Origin of the sequence: Mameliella sp. MMSF_3455 (genome assembly GCF_030733205.1) — a bacterium.
In the GTDB taxonomy this organism is placed as follows: domain Bacteria; phylum Pseudomonadota; class Alphaproteobacteria; order Rhodobacterales; family Rhodobacteraceae; genus Antarctobacter.
Window position 1 is genome coordinate 72,787 of the sequence record NZ_JASHJL010000006.1, and the last position, 19,451, is coordinate 92,237.

Below are 19,451 nucleotides of genomic sequence, written 5' to 3' on the forward strand. Positions count from 1 at the left end.
CCAAGTCCAAAATGGAACGGGAAACAATATGAGCCAGGCCCCAGCGAAAGAACCCAAGGTCGATTCCACGCTGTCCAAGGGGCTTGCCATCCTCGAAAACCTCGTCGGGTCGCAGCAGGGCAAGGGCGTCACGGAACTGTCCAAGGAATTGGGCCTGACCAAGTCCAACACCTTTCGGCTTTTGCAAACGCTGGCGACGCTGGGCTATGTTCAGCATCTGCCGGATAAGACCTATGCCGCCACGTTGAAGACGTGGCGCGTCGGGCGTGCGTCTGTCGAGAACCTGAACCTGCGCGAACTGGCGGCGCCGGAACTGGCCTACCTGTCGAAGGAAACCGGTGAGGCGGTCTATCTCGCGGTGCGTGAAAGCCTGTCCATCGTCTATATCGACAAGATCGACAGCCAGAAACCGATCCGGTCCTGGAACACGATCGGCGGCACCGCACCGCTGCATTGCGTGGGCACCGGCAAGGCGATCCTGGCCGCCGAGTATGACAAGCTGCGCGATCAGGTCGGCGCGGAACTGGTGGCGCATACAGACCGGACGATCACCGATCTTGCCGGGTTGGATGCCGATATCGAGGCAACGCTGAAGCGCGGCTATGCCTATGACACCGGTGAGTTCCGCGACCGCATCCTGAGCTTTGGCGCACCGATCACGCTGCCCGGGGGCGAGCCGGTCGGTGCGCTGGGGATCTCCCTGCCGGACATCAACCTGCCCGAGGGCGGCGTCGATCGCTACGGGGCGCTGGTGTCGCACGCGGCCCGCTCTGTCTCGCAAAAGCTGGGCCGCGGCTGAGGGACGTCAGTCCTTCTATTCGGGGAGTTCCACCGGGCCGCCGTGCCTTTCCCAGGTGGAAAAACCCTCTTTCAGGTGCGCGGCCTCGAATCCCATGTCCTGAAGCGTTGCGGTCGTCAGGGCCGAGCGCCAGCCCGAGGCGCAATGAAAGACGAATGTCTTGCCCTCCTGGCCGAAGATCTCCTTGAAATAGGGACTGTCGGGATCGACCCAGAATTCGATCATCCCGCGCGGCGCGTGAAAGCTGCCGGGGATGTATCCGCTGCGCTGTCGTTCGCGCACGTCCCGGATATCGACAATCACCACATCGGGATCGTCCACCATGGCGATCAAGTCCGGCGTCTCGATCTCTTTGATCCGGGCGCGGGCGTCTTTCACCATCTGGGCTGAGGAAATTTTAAGCGGCATCTTGGCGTCACCTGTATTGCTATGCAGAACATGTATTTCGTATGTTGACACGTTTCGGGGCACTGTGCAAGCTTTCGGACAAGGCTGCCACAGCATTTCGAATTGGAGAATCGACCCATGACACCTTCCGATGCCATTTCGCTTTGGGATGCGTCCGCGCAGGAACCGGACTATCGCGCGCCCTTGGATACGGGTGAGGAGATCCTTGACGTCGCCGTGGTCGGCGGCGGTTTTACCGGGCTGTCCACGGCCCTGCATTGCGCGGAAAAGGGACTGTCCGCCCATGTCATCGAGGCCGAGCAGATCGGCTATGGCGGGTCAGGCCGCAACGTCGGGCTGGTGAATGCCGCCCTTTGGCTTCCACCCCAGAAAGTGCGCGAACAGCTGGGCCAGACCTACGGGCCACGTTTCATCAAGCGGTTCGGGCAGGGGCCGGAATACGTGTTTTCGCTGATCGAAAGGCACCAGATCCGCTGCGAGGTCACGCGCACCGGCACAATCCACGCCGCCCACGGCCCCAGCGGCGTCAAAGACCTGCAGGACCGGCACAGGGAATGGCAGCGCCTGGGCGAACCGGTGGACCTGCTGACCCGGGAGGACGTGTCCGACCTGATCGGCACCACACATTTTCACGGCGGCCTGGTGGATCGCCGCTGTGGCACGATCAACCCGATGGGATATTGCCGGGGGCTGGCCCGCGCCGCGCTTGGCGCCGGGGCCAAGATCAGCACGGGCGTCCGCGCGACCGGCCTGAAACGGGATGGCGGCATCTGGACCGTGACCACCGATCAAGGCGAGATCCGGGCGCGGGCGGTCGTGCTCGGCACCAATGCCTACACCGACACGCTCTGGCCGGACCTGAACCGCACCTTCACGATGATCCATTACTTTCAGCTGGCGACCAAGCCGCTGGGGCCGGAGGCCGCTCACATCCTGCCGGGGCGGCAGGGGCTGTGGGACACGGGGCAGATCATGTTCAACGTCCGCCGCGACGCCTACAACCGTCTGCTGGTCGGCTCGATGGGCAAGGTGATCGGCACTAAGGATCGCGGGCTGTCGCACCGCTGGGCAAAAAAGCAGATCGCGCGCATCTTTCCGACGCTGGGACCGGTCGAGTTCGAAGAGGCCTGGCACGGCCAGATCGCCATGACACCCGATCACCTGCCGCGCGTGCATGAGCTGGACCAGAACCTGTTCACCGCGATCGGTTACAACGGGCGCGGGATCACCACCGGGACCATGTTCGGCGAAACCATGGCCGGGCTGATGACCGGCATGGACCGCGCCGATCTGCCCTTGCCGATGACCGAACTGTCGACGGTCTCCAGCGCGCCCTTCGTGTCGCGCATCTATCAATCCGCATTCACCGCCAAACAAATCATGAAGGCGATCTGATCATGGCCATTCCAAAGACTCGCGTCGGCGTCGATATCGGCGGCACGTTCACCGATGTCGCGCTTGCCCATCCCGGCGGGCTGTCCACCTGCAAGGTCCTGACCAACTACACACAACCCGAACAGGCCATCCTGGACGGGATCACCATCGCGGCGGAGAAGGCCGGGATCGCGCTGGCCGAGATCGGCCAGGTGATCCATGGAACCACGCTGGTCACCAATGCGCTGATTGAACGGCGGGGGGCGCGGCTGGCCTTTATCACCACCGAAGGGTTCCGGGACGTGATCGAGATGCGGTCCGAGAACCGCTTTGAACAATACGACCTGAACCTGACCCTGCCGGTGCCGCTGGTGTCCCGCGAAGACCGGTTCACCCTGAAGGAACGCATGGGTCCGAACGGTGAGGTCCTGTTGCCGCTGGACCCGGTCGAGGTGCAGACCATGGTGCAGCGGGTGCTGGACGGCGGCTATGACGCCGTCGCCATCGGCCTGATGCATTCTTACGCCAACGACGCGCATGAGGTGCAGATGGCAGAGGCCCTGCGCGCCGCCGTGCCCGACCTGTCGATCTCGATTTCCTCGGTCATTTCTCCGCAGATGCGTGAACTGCCGCGCTTCAACACCGTGATCGCCAATGCCTACGTCCAGCCACAGGTGGCCGATTACCTGGGGCGGCTGGTGGCGCGCCTGCAAGAGGCGGGGGTCTCTGCGCCGGTCTTCATGCTGCATTCCGGCGGCGGCCTGATCTCTGTCGACGTGGCCGCCGAACAACCGGTGCGCCTGCTGGAATCCGGCCCGGCGGGGGGCGCGATCTTTGCCGCCGATTTCGCGCGCGGTCACGGGCTGGACAGCGTGCTGTCCTTTGACATGGGCGGCACCACGGCCAAGATCTGCCTGATCGAAGGCGCGGAACCGAAAACGGCCAACACCTTCGAGGTTGCCCGGACCTACCGCTTCAAGAAGGGGTCGGGCATGACGGTTTCGACCCCGGTGGTCGAGATGGTCGAGATCGGGGCAGGGGGTGGGTCCATCGCATCCATCGACAGCCTTGGCCGGATCCAGGTTGGCCCCCGGTCGGCGGCCTCGGAACCCGGCCCGGCCTGTTACGGGCGCGGCGGCACGGAACCCACCGTCACCGATGCCAACCTGCTGCTGGGCCGGCTGGACCCCGAGAACTTTGCCGGTGGCGCGATCCCCCTGTCGCCCGACGCCTCGGACAAGGCGGTTGCGGACAGGCTGGCGGCCAAGCTGGACATAGGTGTTTCCGACGCGGCCTTTGGCGTGACGGAGATGGTCGATGAGAACATGGCCAACGCCGCGCGGGTGCACACGGTGGAGAATGGCCGCGACATCGAACATTTCACCATGATCGGGTTCGGCGGCGGCGCACCGCTGCACGCCTGCCGCCTGTGCGAAAAGCTGGGCATCCGCGAGTTGATCATTCCGCCGGGCGCGGGCGTGGGGTCCGCCATCGGGTTCCTCAAGGCGCCGTTCAGCTATGAGGCCACGCGCGGCTTGTTCCAGCGGGTCGAAAGTTTCGACGCCGAGGCGGTCAACGCCGCCCTCAAGGAGCTGGAGGCCGAGGCGGCCGCGTTCGTGAACGCCGGCGCCAACGGCGAGGCCACCACGACACGGCTGACCGCCTTCATGCGCTATTCCGGCCAAGGCTGGGAAATCCCGGTGCCGCTGCCCTACAAGACCTTTGTCGATGCGGACCGGACGCAGATCCTCGAGGCTTTCGAAGCCGCCTATCGCACCCTCTTTGGCCGGGTGATCGACGGGCTGGGGGTGGAGGTCACCAACTGGTCGCTCGTCGTCGCCTCTGTCCTGCCGGAGACGACACCGGTTGTCCGCCACGACAGCGGCACCGTCGTCACACCGCTGCGCACCCGGCAGTTCTATGACGCCGCACGCCGACAGGCCGTGGATGCCGTCGAGGTCGACCGTAAGGACATGACCCCCGGCCGCGCGGTCGATGGACCGGCCATCATCGTCGAGGCCGAGACCACCACCATCGTCACCTCGGCCTATCGGGCCGTGGGGCAGGGCGATGGCAGCCTTCGCCTTACCGCCAAGGGAGACACCCAATGACCCCCACTGCGATTGACTACCAGATCATGTGGAACCGCCTGATCGCCGTCGTCGAGGAACAGGCGACAACGCTGATCCGCACGGCCTTTTCCACTTCGGTGCGCGAGGCGGGCGACCTGTCGGCGGGCCTGTTCGACCGGCAGGGGCGGATGATGGCGCAGGCTGTCACCGGCACGCCCGGCCACGTCAACGCCATGGCCGAAAGCGTCACCCATTTCGTGCGCGAGATCGGCGCGCAGAACATATTCGAGGGTGATGTCTTCATCACCAACGATCCCTGGCTGGGCACCGGGCACCTGCACGACATCACGGTGGTGTCTCCCAGTTTCCGGAACGGCCAGCACATCGGGTTTTTTGCCTGCACCGCGCATGTGGTCGACATCGGCGGTCGCGGGTTCGGCCCGGACGGCAACGAGGTCTACGAAGAGGGCCTGCTCATCCCGATCATGAAATTCGCCGAACGCGGCGAGGTGGCCCGAGACCTGATCCGGCTGGTCCGCGCCAATGTGCGTGAACCCGACCAGGTCGTGGGGGACATGTATTCGCTGGCCGCCTGTAACGAGGCCGGGGATCGTCGCCTTCAGGCCATGATGGGCGAATTCGGTATCGACGATCTGCAGGGTCTGTCGGATTTCATTATCGACAGCAGCCGCAAAGCCACGCGAGAGGCCATCGCCAAGGTGCCGAACGGGACGTTCCGGCATTCGATGCAGGTGGATGGCTATGACGTGCCGGTGCAGATGGTGGTCAGGCTGGACGTCGAAGGCGACCACCTGCGCGCCGATTTCGACGGCACATCCGGGATGAGCCGTTTCGGCGTCAACGTGCCAGAGGTCTATACCCGCGCTTATGCCTGCTACGGCCTGAAATGCGCGATCGCGCCGCAGGTGCCCAACAACACCGGCTCTCTGGAGCCGTTCGAGATCACCGCGCCGGAGGGCTGTATCCTTGCGGCCAAGCGCCCTGCGCCGGTCTCGGTGCGCCACGTCCTGGGCCACCTTGTGCCGGACGTGGTGCTGGGCGCACTGCACCAGGCGCTGCCCGGAACGGTCCCGGCAGAGGGGGCAAGCGCGCTCTGGAACATCCAGATTTCTGCGCGGCCCAGCGACCCGGACAGCGGGCTGCCGAACCGCGAGGTGCTGATGTTCAACTCTGGCGGCACCGGCGCACGGCCTCAATTCGACGGGTTGTCCGCCACGGCCTTCCCCTCGGGCGTGTCCACCATGAGCGTCGAGGCCACGGAACACGTGGGTCCCATCACGATCTGGCGCAAGGATCTGCGTGCGGGATCAGGCGGCGCCGGTGCCCTGCGCGGCGGGTTGGGCCAAATCATCGAGATCGAGCCGCGCGAGGGCTATGACTTCTACTTCAACGCCATGTTCGACCGGGTCGAGAACCCCGCGCGTGGGCGCGACGGCGGCAGCAGCGGCGCGCCCGGTCGGGTCGAACTGGCCGATGGCACGCCCTTGCGCAGCAAGGGACGCCAGCAGGTGAAGAACGGAAAGCGGCTGAAGCTCAGCCTGCCGGGGGGCGGCGGTTACGGCGCCCCGGCAAACCGCGACCGCGCAAGCGTCGAGGACGATCTGAAGACCGGATTGATCACGCCGGAACAGGCGAAAGCAGACTATGGATACGAAGGGTAAGACGATGACAGGGAAACCTCTTGCACTGGTCACGGGCGCGGCCCAGGGGATCGGCTATGCCTGCGCCGAGGCGCTGATCGAAGACGGCTTTGACGTGATCCTGTCCGACATCCAGGCGGATGGCGTGGCCGAGGCGGCCAGGACGCTGGGTGCCGTTGCGGGGCTGGTTTGCGATATAGGCGACGTGGCCCAGATCGAGGCGATGTTCGCCCGGATCGCGGCAGATCACGGCCCGCTGCACGCATTAGTCAACAACGCGGGTATCGCGATGCCCGGCGATTTCCTGACCTATGACCTGAAAGCCTTTGAAAAGGTGATCGACGTGAACCTGCGCGGGGTCTTTGTGGCCACGCAACTGGCCGCGCGTGTCATGGTCGAGCACAAGATCGAAGGCGCCATCGTCAACATGTCCTCAATCAATGCGCAGGTGGCGATCCCGGCGATCCCGGCCTATTGCGCGTCCAAGGGTGGCGTGATGCAGCTGACCAAGGCTGCCGCTCTGGCGCTGGCTAAGGACAATATCCGCGTGAACGCGGTTGGCCCCGGTTCCATCGACACGGAAATGATGGCGGGCGTCAACGCCAACCCCGAGGCCTTTCGCGTGGCCATGTCGCGCACGCCGCTGGGCCGGTCGGGCAGCGCGCGGGAAATCGGTGACGTGGTGGCGTTCCTCTGCTCGAAGAAGGCCAGCTACATCACCGGCGAGACGATCTATGTCGACGGTGGCCGCCTTGGCCTGAACTACACCTGCTGAGGCTGCGCAAGATGTCGAGATATTCCGAGACTTACGCCGCCTGGCAGGCCGATCCGGTCGGATTCTGGAAGCAGGCAGCGCAGAACATCGACTGGTTCTCCCCGGCGACACAGGTGTTCAACCCCGACGCCGGGGCCTATGGGCGCTGGTTCGACGGGGCGATCTGCAACACCTGTTACAACTGCGTGGACCGGCACGTGGCGGCAGGGCGGGGCGATCAACCGGCCGTGATCCACGACAGCCCGATCACCGGCCATGTGGCGCGCTACACCTTTGCCGAATTGCAGGAACAGGTCAGCGCGCTGGCCCATGTCTTGCGCGGGCTGGGCGTGGCCAAGGGCGACCGGGTGGTGATCTACATGCCGATGGTGCCGCAGGCGATCTTTGCCATGCTGGCCTGTGCGCGGCTGGGGGCGGTGCATTCCGTTGTGTTCGGCGGTTTCGCCGCGCAGGAACTGGCCACGCGGATCGACGATGCCGCGCCCAAGGTGGTGATCTCGGCTTCTTGCGGGATCGAGCCGGGCCGCGTGATCGCCTACAAGCCGTTGCTGGACCAGGCGATCGACCAATCGCAGCACAAGCCCGAACACTGCGTGATCCTGCAACGCGACACCCTGACCTGTGACCTGATCGCGGGCCGGGACCTGGATTATGCGCAGGCGGTGGACGCTGCCATCGCGGCAGGCGCATGGACGGATTGCGTGCCCGTCGCCGCCACCGATCCACTCTACATCCTTTATACATCCGGCACCACGGGCCAGCCCAAGGGCGTCGTGCGTGACAACGGCGGTCACATGGTGGCGCTGCGCTGGACCATGGAACACCACTACGGCATCCAGCCGGGAGAGGTATTCTGGGCCGCATCGGACGTGGGCTGGGTCGTTGGGCACTCCTACATCTGTTATGGCCCCCTGCTGCACGGTGCGACGACCATCCTGTTCGAGGGCAAGCCGGTGGGCACCCCGGACGCAGGCGTGTTCTGGAAGGTGATCCAGGATCACGGTGTCTCGGCCCTGTTCGCCGCCCCGACAGCCCTGCGCGCGATCCGCAAGGAAGACCCGAGCGGTGCCCTGATCGGCGATTATGACCTCAGCAGTTTCCGCACGCTGTTCCTTGCCGGGGAGCGGTCCGACCCGGCGACGGTAGACTGGGCGCAGGCCAAACTGTCGCGCCCGATCATCGACCATTGGTGGCAGACCGAAACCGGCTGGCCCATGTCGGGCAACCCGGTGGGCCTGGGCGCATTTCCGGTCAAGCCGGGATCGCCGGGCAAGCCGATGCCGGGGTATGACATCCGTGTGTTGGACGACGAGGGCCACCCGGTGCCGCCCGGAACGCTGGGCAATATCGTCTGCAAACTGCCGCTGCCGCCCTCGGGCTTTCCGACGCTGTGGAATGCGCCGGAGCGCTTCGTGAAATCCTACTTGGCAGAGTTCCCGGGCTATTACGCGACCTCGGACGCCGGGATCATCGACGAGGACGGCTATGTCTTCATCATGGCGCGCACCGATGACATCATCAACGTGGCCGGGCACCGCCTGTCGACCGGCGCGATGGAAGAGGTCATCGCCAGCCATCCCGACATTGCCGAATGCGCGGTGGTGGGCAAATCGGACGCGCTGAAAGGGCAGAAGCCGCTGGGCCTGTTCGTGACCAATGACGGCAGCGACCGCGATCTTGTCGAGTTGGAGCGCGAACTGGTGACGCTGGTCCGGTCCAAGATCGGTGCCGTCGCCGCCTTCAGGACCGCGATCGAGGTCAAGCGCCTGCCCAAGACGCGGTCCGGCAAGGTGCTGCGCGGAACGGTCCAGAAGATTGCCGACGGAGCCGATTACAAGATGCCGGCCGCCATCGACGACCCCGCGATCCTTGATGAAATCACCGCCGCGCTGCGGGCCCGGCACCTGATCGGAGAACCAGCATGATCGAACGACTGCACACAGGTCCACGCATGAGCAAGATCGTCAAGCACAACGGCACCATTTACCTTTGTGGGCAGGTTGGTGCCGGGGACACCGTGGCCGACCAGACCCGCGATTGCCTGTCGCGCATCGACGCCCTGCTGCAAGAGGCCGGATCGGACCGCAACCACATCCTGCAGGCCATCGTGTGGTTGGCAGACATGGCCGATTTCGCCGAGATGAACGCGGTCTGGGACGCCTGGGTGCCCGAGGGCAAGGCCCCCGCGCGCGCCTGCGGCGAGGCGCGACTGGCCCGCGACGCGCTGAAGGTCGAAATCATCGTCACCGCCGCCGAGAAACCCAGCCCTGAGGGAGACCGCCCATGACCCCGGCCGTCGAAATGCGCAACGTCAACAAGTGGTACGGTACCTACCACGCGCTGAGGAATGTGAATCTTTCTGTTGCCAAGGGCGAAAGGATCGTGGTCTGCGGTCCGTCCGGCTCCGGCAAGTCCACCATGATCCGCACCATCAACCAGCTGGAGGAACACCAGTCCGGCGATATCCTGATCAAGGGTGAACCGATCAACGCCGACGCCCCCAACATAGAGGCGATGCGCCGAGAGGTCGGGATGTGCTTTCAGCACTTCAACCTGTTTCCGCACCTCAGCATCCTGGAAAACTGCACCCTTGCGCCGATGCTGGCCCGCAAGATGCCGCAGGGCGAGGCCGAGGATACGGCGATGAAATTCCTCAACAAGGTCCAGATCGGAAACCAGGCGCACAAGTTCCCTGGCCAACTGTCGGGCGGACAACAGCAGCGCGTCGCCATCGCCCGCGCCCTGTGCATGAAGCCGGAAATCCTGCTGTTCGACGAACCGACCAGCGCGCTGGACCCCGAGATGATCGGCGAGGTTCTGGACGTGATGGTGACGCTGGCACAGGAAGGTATGACCATGATCTGCGTGACGCATGAGATGGGGTTCGCCCGCAAGGTCGCGGATCGGGTCCTGTTCATGGACGCCGGTGAGATCATCGAGGAAAACGACCCCGAGACCTTTTTCACCGCGCAGTCGAACGAACGCACCCGCGCATTTCTGGACCAGGTCCTGACGCATTGACCCTGTCGGTTGGCGTGCCGGGGCAGATCGTGACCCCGGCTCCCTTCTGCGCGCAAAAATTACATAACACGCATTATTGGCCGGCGCGCGGGCGCCATCCGATCAGCGCACGCTGAAAGCAGATGTGATCCGGGCAACTCTTCTAAGTGGCCCGGATCGACCTTGACGATAATCAGGCTTTCACGTCGACCACGACCCGGCCCTTGACCTGGCCCTTGAGGATGTCACGCCCAAGACCCGGCAAGTCGGCAAGCGTGGCGGGCTGTACCATCGCCTCAAGTTTGTCCATCGGCAGATCGCGTGCGATGCGCTTCCACGCGCGGACGCGGTTGTCGTAGGGCTGCATGACCGAGTCGATGCCCAGCAGGTTCACACCGCGCAGGATGAAAGGCGTGATAAGGGCCCCTTCGATTGCCGCCCCGCCCGCAAGGCCGATGGCCGCGACCGAAGACCCGTATTGCATCTGCTTGAGCACCCGTCCCAGCATGGCCCCGGCAACGGCATCGACACAGCCGCCCCATTGCTCGGCTTCCAGCGGCTTCTTCGTGACTTCGGTCAGGTCCTCGCGCGCCACGATCTGTGCCGCGCCAAGGCCCTTGAGGTAATCCGCCTGATCCGGGCGCCCCGTGACGGCCGCCACCTCGTGGCCCAGCCTGGCCAGGATCGCCGTCGCCACCGAGCCAACGCCCCCGGCGGCGCCGGTCACCAGAACCGGGCCGTCCTTGATGCCCTGATCCTCCAGCGCCATCACGGCCAGCATCGCGGTCAGTCCAGCGGTGCCCACCGCCATCGCCTGGCGGGTGTCCAGCCCGTCGGGCAACGGCACCAGCATGTCGGCCTTCACGCGCGCCTTCTCGGCATAGCCGCCCCAGCGGTTTTCACCGACGCGCCAGCCGGTCAGAACCACCTTGTCGCCGGGCTTGTAGCGGTCGTCATCGGAACTCTCGACCGTCCCGGCAAAGTCGATCCCCGGCACATGCGGATAGCTGCGGACAAGCCCGCCGCCCGGCCCGATGCAAAGCCCGTCCTTGTAGTTCACGGTGGAATATTCCACCGCCACGGTCACGTCACCCTCGGGCAGTTGGTCTTCGCTGACCTCGGTGACGCTGGCGGATGTCTTGCCCTCGTCGTTTTTCTCGACGAGCAGTGCCTTGAACATGTCGTTTCTCCTTAGTTCCAGAATTCGCGAATGGTGACGGCGCACGGGCCGACGGATACCGGCGACAACGGCACGAAACTTGCCGAACCGGGGGCCAAAGCGCCGAAGGTCTGGTGCATGGCTGGCGCCTTTCCTTAGCGAGGGCCGTGCCAGTCGATCTGGCAGATCTCGGCCGAGCGGCCTTCGAAATCCCAAACCCGGCCAAAGGCACGCACGCGGCCCTTCTTGGCGGTGCCCACCGTCACGTCCGATCCCATCCAGTAGTCGGTGTTGGTGATCGTGGTCTCGCGCCCCTTGGCATCCTTGACGGGAACGACCTCGCCCTGGATCTTCTTGCCGACCATCAGGCGACGGGTGTCGCCGTCGTTCTCATAAGAGACCGGCGCGCTTTCGGCACCGAGGAACTCGCTGACCAGGATGCCGAATAGCCCCGTTGTGCCCCGCGCCGCGCCGCTGAAGATATTCACCAGGGCCTCATGCGCCGCCGCGCTGGCCCGGTCGTCGATGAAGACGGCGGCCTTCCAGTTGCCGCGCGCCATCTGTCCGGGAATCTCGATCAGAAGGCCGATGTTCAGCCCCGAGAGATCCTCTTCCCCAAAGCTGCCCTCGTCGATGCGCACCCCGCCCCAGGTCTGGCAATAGCCCTCGGTTGGCGGGTGCTTGCCCAGGCTGACAACGCAGGGGCAGAAGACCGTGCAGTTGCAGTTCAGGATCAGCTCACCCTTGATTATCCAGTCCGGAATGGCGGTCGCATCCAGTGCCATTTGATATCTCCTCCCTATGAGATCAGCGGCAGTGCTAGACCGGATGCGATCAGCATCCCGCCCAGCGGTTTTGTCAGGTGGCGCCCGATGTCGGGCAGTTTTTCCAGCGTCATCAGCAGCATGGCCAGCCCCATGAACCCCAGGTTCATCGTGCCCCCCACGAAGGCCAGCGCCATCAGCGCCCAGCAGCACCCGACGCAATCAAGACCCATCCGCAGCCCGTTGCGGAAAGGGCCTTCTTCCCAATGCTGGATGAAAAAGGTCAGCGGCGCGCGGCAGCGCGACAGGCAGGCCTCTTTCATGGCGCTGAACTGGTAGAGCCCGGCGCCGATCAGCAGGGCGACGGTCAGCGGCAGCGACAGGCTTTGGCCAAGCCCGCCGATCAGCCCGGCCCTGTACAACCCGACCTGCGCCAGCGCTGCCACGCCAGACAAGCCAACCCACACGGCGATGTATCCGCCAAGCAATTGCCAGAACGCGGTCTTGGTGACCTGTCCAAGATCATCATAGGTGGCCAGTGCGGGCACGGCGGTCGGCGCCATCATTGCCGCGCTCATCAGGACCCACATCGCAAAGGCAGAGGCAAAGCTCGATGTCCCCAGCAACCCGGTGCAGAGGAACTCCACCACCGACGTACCATATGTGGCCTCCAGCGCGCGCAACTCGGCGGGCACGGCCATCGCAAAAAGCACGCACCAGCACAGCAGAAGCCCGGCAAAAAAGGCGATCCAGTGCGCGCGCCGCAGCGATCTGATAGTCAGTGCAAACAAGACCGTTTCCTCCCTCACGGTGTGCGCGCCAAAGCATTGACCAGAAAATGCCTGACAATTAAATGTAAGACAAATGAAATCAGCCAAGCAAAAACAAGGACCTGACCTGCCGGCACAAATTGCCAAGGCGCTCCGGGATGCGATTCTCGCTGGTGAATTGACCGCTGACGACCGTCTGCCGTCCGAATCAGACCTTGCCGAACGCTTTGACGTGTCCCGCCCGACGGTGCGCGAAGCGCTCAAACGGCTGGCCGCGCAATCGTTGATCCGGACCGAACGGGGGGCCTTTGGCGGGGCTTTTGTCCGTCGCTTGTCCTACAAGGAGGCGCAGGCGCTCCACGCGACGTCGTCGACTCTTCTGCTTTCGATCAACCAGGTCGACTTCGACATTGCCTGCGAAGCGCGTTTCGCGCTGGAACGGTCCTGTACGGCGCTGGCCTCGGAACGGAGGACGGCAGAGGATCTCGCGGCGATGCGCGCCGAAATCCGACGCCAGGGCGAACCGGGGCTGAGCGACGAGACCTTCTGCGCCTCGGACGTCGCGCTGCACCGGGCACTGGTGGATGCGGCCAAGAACCCGATCCTGTCCTATCAACTGGCCGGAGCCGTCGAGGCAATGCAGCCGCTGATGAACATGATCACCTACTCGGCACGATCTCGGGAACAGATCGTGCATCTGCACACCGCCCTGACAGATGCGATCGAAAACCGCGAACCATCCCGGGCCGACGAGGTCCTGAGCGAACTCGCCCTCTATACGCTGGAGCTCGGCAAAGGCGTCATCGTGTCCAGGGCAGAGCGGAAACAGCGTGATCTCCGCGAGGAGATGTTCAGGTCGTGAGATCTGGCGCGACCTTGTCGCAGACAAGGCACGCTCGGATCCCAGCGGGCCGCGCGACCGCAGGGCCCGCTGCATGCGCGTCGTTGGGGCAGGACAAGGCCCTGCCCCAGTCCCCTCAGAACGGGCTGTCGGGGTAGTAGAAGTTTTCGGCATTTTCCGGCGTGACCAGAACCGAACCGATGGTAAAGGTGCCGGAGACAGGCGCTGTCGAGGTCATGGCAATCGCGGTCAGTTCGATTGCCGTGGCGATCATCGACGGCGGATAGGTCACGTCGGCGGGGATCATCTTGTCGCCGTCCATGACGCGCTTGACCATCTCTTTCATGCCTGCACCGCCCAGCACGAACTGGATGTCTTCGCGGCCCGCCGCGTCGATGGCGGCGAGGACGCCCACGGCCATGTCGTCGTCCGAGGCCCAGACCGCGTCGATCTGATCGTGCTTGGACAGGAAATCCTGCATCACGTCAAAGCTGTCGTCGCGGTTCCAGTTGCCGTGCTCCATGTCGATGATCTCGATGCCGGAGCCCTCGATCGCCGCCTTGAAGCCGTCGACGCGTTCGTTGTCGATGGTGGTCGGGATGCCACGCAGGACGACGATCTTGCCGCCTTCGGGCATCTTCGACACCATGTATTCACCCGATACGCGGCCAAAGCCCGGGTTGTCGCCGGCAACGTACAGATCCTCGATCCCTTCCACCGACAAGCCACGGTCCACCACGGTCACCCATGCGCCGCCTTCGGCGACCGCATGCACGGGCGAGGTCAGCGGCTCGGATTCGAAGGGCAGAACGACAAGCGCGTCGATGTTGCGGGTGGCGACCATGTCTTCGATGTCGTTCACCTGCTTGCCCGGATCCGAGGCCGTCGCCAGAACGAAGTCCAGTTGCGGATAGACGCCTTCCAGCCGTTCCACGGCCTCGCGCGCGTGAAAGTTCATGCCGCCGGCCCAGCCGTGGGTTGCCGCAGGGATCGAGACGCCGATCACCTTGGTGTCCTGCGCCATGGCGACGCTTGCGGTCAGGGCGGCCGCAACCAGTCCCGTTGCGAAAGTCTTTAGATAGGTCATGGAGTTCCTCCCGTTGGTTGGCAAAGGTTTCATCCCTTTGCCTTGGCTTCGCGCTGCAGAATGACAGCGAGAATGATGATGACCCCCTGGATCGCGCCGTTGAGATAGGGCGAAACAAGGTCTGTCAGATTCAGGATGTTGTCGATCAGGGACAGGATCAGAACGCCGATCACCGTGCCCCAGACCCGGCCGAAACCGCCCTTGAGCACCGTGCCGCCGATGATCACCGCGGCAATGGCCTCCAGCTCCCAGAGGACCCCGGTCGAGGCCGAGGCGGACCCCAGCCGCGGGACGTACATGATCGTCGCCACGCCCACCAGGATGCCCAGCATGGCGTAGGTGGTCATTCGGGTACGGTTGACGTTGACGTTGGAATAATGCGCGACCTCCTCGCTCGATCCGGTGGCGGCGCAGTGACGACCGAAACGGGCGCGGCTCATGACCACCTCGCCGATGATCACGACCAGCGCAAAGACGATGATCGGCCAGGAAATGCCAAGGATGCCGTCGAAATAGACCGGGCGGTAGAAGGTGCGCAGCCCGAAATCGAGACTAAGCGTGCCGCCGTCCGCCAGCCATGTGACAAGGCTGCGGTAGATCCCCATGGTGCCAAGCGTGACGATAAAGGCCTCGATCCCCAGCGTGGTGATGAGAAAGCCGTTCAGCAGCCCCGCCAGCAGCCCGGCGATCAGCGCGGTCGCCATGCCCAGCAGGATGATCGGCACCCCCACGCCCAAGGTCGGCAGCGCCGCGTTCATGACAAGGATCATCAACCCGGCGATGAAGGCCGCCATCGATCCCACCGACAGGTCCAGCCCGCCCGCGGTTATGACAAACGTCATGCCGACGGCGATGATTCCGATAAAGGCCGACCGGGCCAGAACGTTGGTGATGTTGCCCACCCCCAGGAAATTCTGGTTCAGGAAGGCACCGATGGCGATCAAGGCCAGCAGCGCAATGATCGGGCCAAGGACGCTCATCGAAGGGAGCGCGCGGCGCGGCGGAGTGTTCACGGTTTCACTGGTCATCAGGCGACCCTTTCCTCGGGATCGGCGCCCACGCCCATGGCGTGCCGCACGATGGCCTCTTCGTTGATGTCTGAGCCGGACAGTGTCCCGGCGATCCGGCCACGGTGCATGACCAGAACCCGGTCCGACAGGCCGATGATTTCCTGCATCTCGGACGAGATGACGACGATGCCGTGCCCCGCCGCGGCCAGCGTGCGAAGATAGGCATAGATTTGCTGCTTGGTTCCAATGTCGATGCCGCGCGTTGGTTCATCGACGATCAGGATGCGCGGTTCGGATTGCATGACCTTGGCCAGCAACAGCTTTTGCTGGTTGCCCCCGGACAGGTTGCCAACCCGCACGTCGCGGCGCCCGGCGCGGATATCGAATTCCCGGATCGCCTCGTCCAGCGCCGCATCCTCGGCTTTCTGGTCGATCAGGACACGGCCGAACTTGCGCAAGGCCTGCAAGGTCAGGTTCTCGCGCATCCCCTTGCCCAAGAGCAGACCGCGCAGCTTGCGGTCCTCGGTCAGGTAGCACAGGCCGTGCTGCAGGGCGTCCGCCGGGCGGCGGATCGTCACCTCGGTCCCGCCGATTTCCACCCGCATCGCGGTGGCCGGGCGCAGGCCGCACAGGCCTTCCATCGCCTCAGTCCGCCCGGCCCCCACCAGCCCGGCTATGCCCAGCAATTCCCCCGCCCGCAGCTCAAAGCTCAGCCCCGCGGCATGGCCCGGCACATCCAGCCCCTCGACCCGCATCATGACGGCTGCATCCGATCCGATGCCGGGCTTGGCCGGATAAAGGTCCGACACGTCACGCCCGACCATCGCGGTGGCCATGTCGTCCTCGCTGAGGTCGCCCGCCTTTGCGGTCAGCACGACCTTGCCATCCCGCATGACCGCCACGCGATCCGCGATCTGCTTTACCTCGCCCAGCTTGTGCGAGGTAAAAACGACGGCGGTGCCAGCCGAGCGCAGCGCCTCGACCTGGTCGAACAGGATGCTGGCCTCGGCATTGGTGAGGACGGCGGTCGGTTCGTCCATGATCAGAACCCGGGCATCGCGGCTGAGCGCCTTGGCGATCTCGACCATCTGCTTTTCAGAGTTCGACAGGCGCGACACCGGCGTATCCGGATCGACATGACACTTGACCTTGGCCAGGTACTCACGCGTCAGCGCACGCATCCGCGCCTTGTCCAGCAACAGACCGCGCCGCAATTCGCGGCCCAGAAAGATGTTCTGCTCGACGGTCAGCTGTTCGGCCAGGTTGAATTCCTGGTGGATCAGGACGACGCCCGCCGCCTCGCCGTCATGCAGCGAGGCGAACCGGGTGTCCGCCCCGTCCAGCAGGACCTGCCCCGAGCTTGGCGGCTGGTATCCGGCGAGGATCTTCATGGCCGTCGATTTGCCCGCGCCGTTTTCCCCGATCAGGGCCAGCACCTCTCCGGCCCGGATGTCGATGTCGATACCATGCAGCACCTCGACCGGGCCAAAGCTCTTGTGCACGTCGCGCAGGGACAGGACGGGAGGTGTGGTCACAGTGCCACCCATGCAGCGTTGTCGCCGGAGGATTGAACGCAGGCCCGGATAAAGGCCATCCCCTCCAGTCCGGCACCTATGCCCGGCAGGATACCAAGCGCCGCGTCCCTGTCTCCGCCTGCCTGAACATTGCGGATCGCCTCTGCGGCGGCGGCATAGATATTGGCGAACCCTTCCAGGTAGCCCTCGGGATGGCCCGGGGGAATGCGGCTGACCGCGTTCGCCGCGTCAGAGGCCCCTGCCCCCATGCGCGTGATCCGGCGTGTCGGTTCCCCAAGCGGCGTGAACCACAATTCGTTGGGGTTCTCCTGCGCCCATTCCAGACCGCCCTTTGCGCCATAGACCCGCAGGCGCAGACCGTTCTCGTTGCCCGGGGCGACCTGCGAGCACCACAACATCCCCCGAGCGCCGCCATTGAAACGCAGCATGACATGCGCGTTGTCATCCAGGCTGCGTCCCGCGCCGAAACTGTGCAGGTCGGCGGCGAGTTCGACGCCCTTCAGGCCAGTCACGAAACAGGCGAGGTTATAGGCATGGGTGCCGATGTCGCCCACGGACCCGCCGGCGCCCGACCGCGCCGGATCGGTCCGCCACTCGGCCTGTTTGACGCCCTCGGCCTCCAGCGTTTCGGTCAGCCAGTCCTGCGGATACTCGGCCTGGACCACGCGGATCTGGCCAAGGTCACCGTCGGCAACCATCTCTCGGGCCTGCCGGATCAGCGGATAGCCCGTGTAATTGTGCGTCAGGATGAACATCGCCTTGCTGTCGGCCACGGCCCTGGCCATCGCCTCGGCATCCTCTTGCGTGGCAGTGAGGGGCTTGTCGCAGATGACGTGAATGCCCCGATCAAGAAAGGCCTTGGCCGCCGGGAAATGCACGTGGTTCGGGGTGACGATGCTGACCGCCTCGATCCCATCGGCGCGGGCCGCTTCCCTTTCTGCCATCTCCACGAACGACCCGTAAGAGCGGTCAGGATCCAGCCCCAGCGCCTTGCCGCTGGCGGCGGCCTTTTCCGGGGTGGAGCTGAGAGCCCCGGCCACCAGTTCGAAACGGTCGTCGATGCGGCTGGCGATGCGGTGGACGCCGCCGATGAAGGCGTCATTGCCGCCGCCCACCATGCCCAGTCTGATGCGTGTCATATCAGTCGATCCCCAGCATCTTGCGGTTGGCCGCGTCATCGGTGCCGCCATCAGCGAAATCGTCGAAGGCGTGCGGGGTGACGTGGATGATGTGATCCTTGACGAACTGCGCCCCTTCGCGCGCGCCGTCCTCGGGGTGTTTCAGGCAGCATTCCCATTCGACGACAGCCCAGCCGTCGAAATCATTGGCTGCCATCTTGGAAAAGATCGCCCCGAAATCCACCTGCCCGTCGCCCGGGCTGCGGAAACGGCCGGCGCGTTTTTCCCAAGGCTGATAGCCGCCGTAGACGCCCTTGCGCCCGGTCGGATTGAACTCGGCGTCCTTGACGTGGAACATCTTGATACGGTCGGCGTAGATGTCGATGTTATCAAGATAATCAAGGCATTGCAGGACATAGTGGCTGGGATCGTACAGCATGTTGCAGCGCGCGTGCCCGTCCAGCCGATCCAGGAACATCTCGAAGGTGTCGCCGTCGTGCAGATCCTCCATCGGGTGGATTTCATAGCAGACGTCGACGCCGCAGTCCTCGGCGTGGTCCAGGATCGGACGCCACCGCGCGGCCAGTTCTTCGAACGCCGTTTCGACCATGCCCACGGGCCGCTGCGGGAACGGATAGACAAAGGGCCAGCACAATCCGCCCGAAAACGTCACGTGCTGACCGATGCCAAGGTTCTTCGAGGCTGTCAGCGCCTTCTTGACCTGCGCGATGGCCCATTCGGTGCGCTCTTTCGGCTTGCCCTGCACCTCTGGCGCGGCGAACCCGTCGACCCATGCGTCATAGGCCGGGTGCACCGCCACGAGCTGGCCGAGGATATGCGTGGACAGGTCCGTGACTTCGACGCCATTGGCGCGCGCCTGACCGACCCATTCGTCGCGATAGGCCTGCGAGTCTGCCAGCTTGTCCAGATCGACAAGCCGCGCATCCCAGACCGGAACCTGAACACCCTTGTAGCCGCAATCGGCCGCCCATTTGGTGATGGCATCCCATGAGTTGAACGGTGCCTCATCCCCTGCGAACTGTGCAAGGAACAGGCCCGGACCCTTGATCGTCTTCAT

The 19,451-nt window shown here is 64.5% G+C and carries 18 protein-coding genes; 9 read left to right on the forward strand and 9 right to left on the reverse strand.

The genetic code is table 11. From position 1 onward, the window contains the following. Positions 1–28: 28 nt before the first annotated feature. Positions 29–799, forward strand: a complete 771-nt coding sequence (locus RBB42_RS05920; RefSeq protein ID WP_305969049.1) for an IclR family transcriptional regulator — start codon at positions 29–31, stop codon at positions 797–799. A gap of 15 nt (positions 800–814) precedes the next feature. On the opposite strand, the gene RBB42_RS05925 is transcribed toward RBB42_RS05920, so the two are convergent. Continuing rightward, positions 815–1,207 (reverse strand): rhodanese-like domain-containing protein, encoded by a 393-nt coding sequence (locus tag RBB42_RS05925; protein ID WP_305969048.1) that lies wholly within the window; start codon positions 1,205–1,207, stop codon positions 815–817. Positions 1,208–1,324: 117 nt separating this feature from the next. Between RBB42_RS05925 and RBB42_RS05930 the strand changes: the two genes are divergently transcribed. Genes RBB42_RS05930 through RBB42_RS05960 form a run of 7 tightly spaced genes read left to right on the forward strand, consistent with a single transcriptional unit; the run spans position 1,325 to position 10,110 of the window. Continuing rightward, the gene (locus RBB42_RS05930; RefSeq protein WP_305969047.1) at positions 1,325–2,602 is read left to right on the forward strand and encodes an NAD(P)/FAD-dependent oxidoreductase; all 1,278 of its coding nucleotides are present in this window, start codon (positions 1,325–1,327) and stop codon (positions 2,600–2,602) included. A gap of 2 nt (positions 2,603–2,604) precedes the next feature. After that, positions 2,605–4,692, forward strand: a complete 2,088-nt coding sequence (locus RBB42_RS05935) for a hydantoinase/oxoprolinase family protein (RefSeq protein WP_305969046.1) — start codon at positions 2,605–2,607, stop codon at positions 4,690–4,692. Beyond that, positions 4,689–6,335: a hydantoinase B/oxoprolinase family protein gene (locus tag RBB42_RS05940; RefSeq protein ID WP_305969045.1), complete on the forward strand. Its 1,647-nt coding sequence runs from the start codon at positions 4,689–4,691 to the stop codon at positions 6,333–6,335. The genes RBB42_RS05935 and RBB42_RS05940 overlap by 4 nt, the downstream gene beginning before the upstream one ends. Positions 6,336–6,339: 4 nt before the next feature. After that, complete coding sequence (locus RBB42_RS05945) at positions 6,340–7,089, forward strand: SDR family NAD(P)-dependent oxidoreductase (protein ID WP_305969044.1); 750 nt, start codon at positions 6,340–6,342, stop codon at positions 7,087–7,089. Between the two features lie 11 nt (positions 7,090–7,100). Further along, positions 7,101–9,014, forward strand: a complete 1,914-nt coding sequence (locus RBB42_RS05950; protein ID WP_305969043.1) for a propionyl-CoA synthetase — start codon at positions 7,101–7,103, stop codon at positions 9,012–9,014. Continuing rightward, positions 9,011–9,376: a RidA family protein gene (locus RBB42_RS05955; protein WP_305969042.1), complete on the forward strand. Its 366-nt coding sequence runs from the start codon at positions 9,011–9,013 to the stop codon at positions 9,374–9,376. The genes RBB42_RS05950 and RBB42_RS05955 overlap by 4 nt, the downstream gene beginning before the upstream one ends. Further along, on the forward strand, positions 9,373–10,110 hold the full coding sequence (locus RBB42_RS05960) for an amino acid ABC transporter ATP-binding protein (protein WP_305969041.1): 738 nt from the start codon (positions 9,373–9,375) through the stop codon (positions 10,108–10,110). The genes RBB42_RS05955 and RBB42_RS05960 overlap by 4 nt, the downstream gene beginning before the upstream one ends. A 172-nt stretch (positions 10,111–10,282) precedes the next feature. Here the strand turns inward: RBB42_RS05960 and RBB42_RS05965 are convergent, their stop codons facing one another. From RBB42_RS05965 to RBB42_RS05975, 3 genes are all read right to left on the reverse strand, one after another. Then, entirely contained in the window at positions 10,283–11,269 is a 987-nt protein-coding gene (locus tag RBB42_RS05965; RefSeq protein WP_305969040.1) for an oxidoreductase, read from the reverse strand. Between the two features lie 134 nt (positions 11,270–11,403). Then, positions 11,404–12,033 carry a DUF1326 domain-containing protein gene (locus RBB42_RS05970; RefSeq protein WP_305969039.1) on the reverse strand — a complete coding sequence of 210 codons (630 nt, stop codon included), beginning with the start codon at positions 12,031–12,033 and terminating at the stop codon, positions 11,404–11,406. 14 nt (positions 12,034–12,047) lie between these two features. Next, positions 12,048–12,803 (reverse strand): DUF2182 domain-containing protein, encoded by a 756-nt coding sequence (locus tag RBB42_RS05975; protein WP_305969038.1) that lies wholly within the window; start codon positions 12,801–12,803, stop codon positions 12,048–12,050. Between the two features lie 73 nt (positions 12,804–12,876). Between RBB42_RS05975 and RBB42_RS05980 the strand changes: the two genes are divergently transcribed. Further along, positions 12,877–13,644, forward strand: a complete 768-nt coding sequence (locus RBB42_RS05980) for a FadR/GntR family transcriptional regulator (RefSeq protein ID WP_306043618.1) — start codon at positions 12,877–12,879, stop codon at positions 13,642–13,644. Positions 13,645–13,759: 115 nt separating this feature from the next. On the opposite strand, the gene RBB42_RS05985 is transcribed toward RBB42_RS05980, so the two are convergent. From RBB42_RS05985 to RBB42_RS06005, 5 genes are read right to left on the reverse strand one after another with little or no spacing between them, the layout of a single operon-like run. Next, entirely contained in the window at positions 13,760–14,710 is a 951-nt protein-coding gene (locus RBB42_RS05985) for an ABC transporter substrate-binding protein (RefSeq protein ID WP_371931742.1), read from the reverse strand. Between the two features lie 29 nt (positions 14,711–14,739). Continuing rightward, positions 14,740–15,738 (reverse strand): ABC transporter permease, encoded by a 999-nt coding sequence (locus RBB42_RS05990; protein WP_305969036.1) that lies wholly within the window; start codon positions 15,736–15,738, stop codon positions 14,740–14,742. Then, positions 15,738–17,267 (reverse strand): sugar ABC transporter ATP-binding protein, encoded by a 1,530-nt coding sequence (locus tag RBB42_RS05995; RefSeq protein WP_371931741.1) that lies wholly within the window; start codon positions 17,265–17,267, stop codon positions 15,738–15,740. Before RBB42_RS05995 ends, RBB42_RS05990 begins: the two co-directional genes overlap by 1 nt. Next, positions 17,252–18,394 (reverse strand): Gfo/Idh/MocA family protein, encoded by a 1,143-nt coding sequence (locus tag RBB42_RS06000; protein WP_305969034.1) that lies wholly within the window; start codon positions 18,392–18,394, stop codon positions 17,252–17,254. The genes RBB42_RS05995 and RBB42_RS06000 overlap by 16 nt, the downstream gene beginning before the upstream one ends. A gap of 1 nt (position 18,395) precedes the next feature. Further along, a complete protein-coding gene (locus RBB42_RS06005; protein WP_305969033.1) occupies positions 18,396–19,451 on the reverse strand; it encodes a sugar phosphate isomerase/epimerase family protein in 1,056 nt (351 codons plus the stop codon).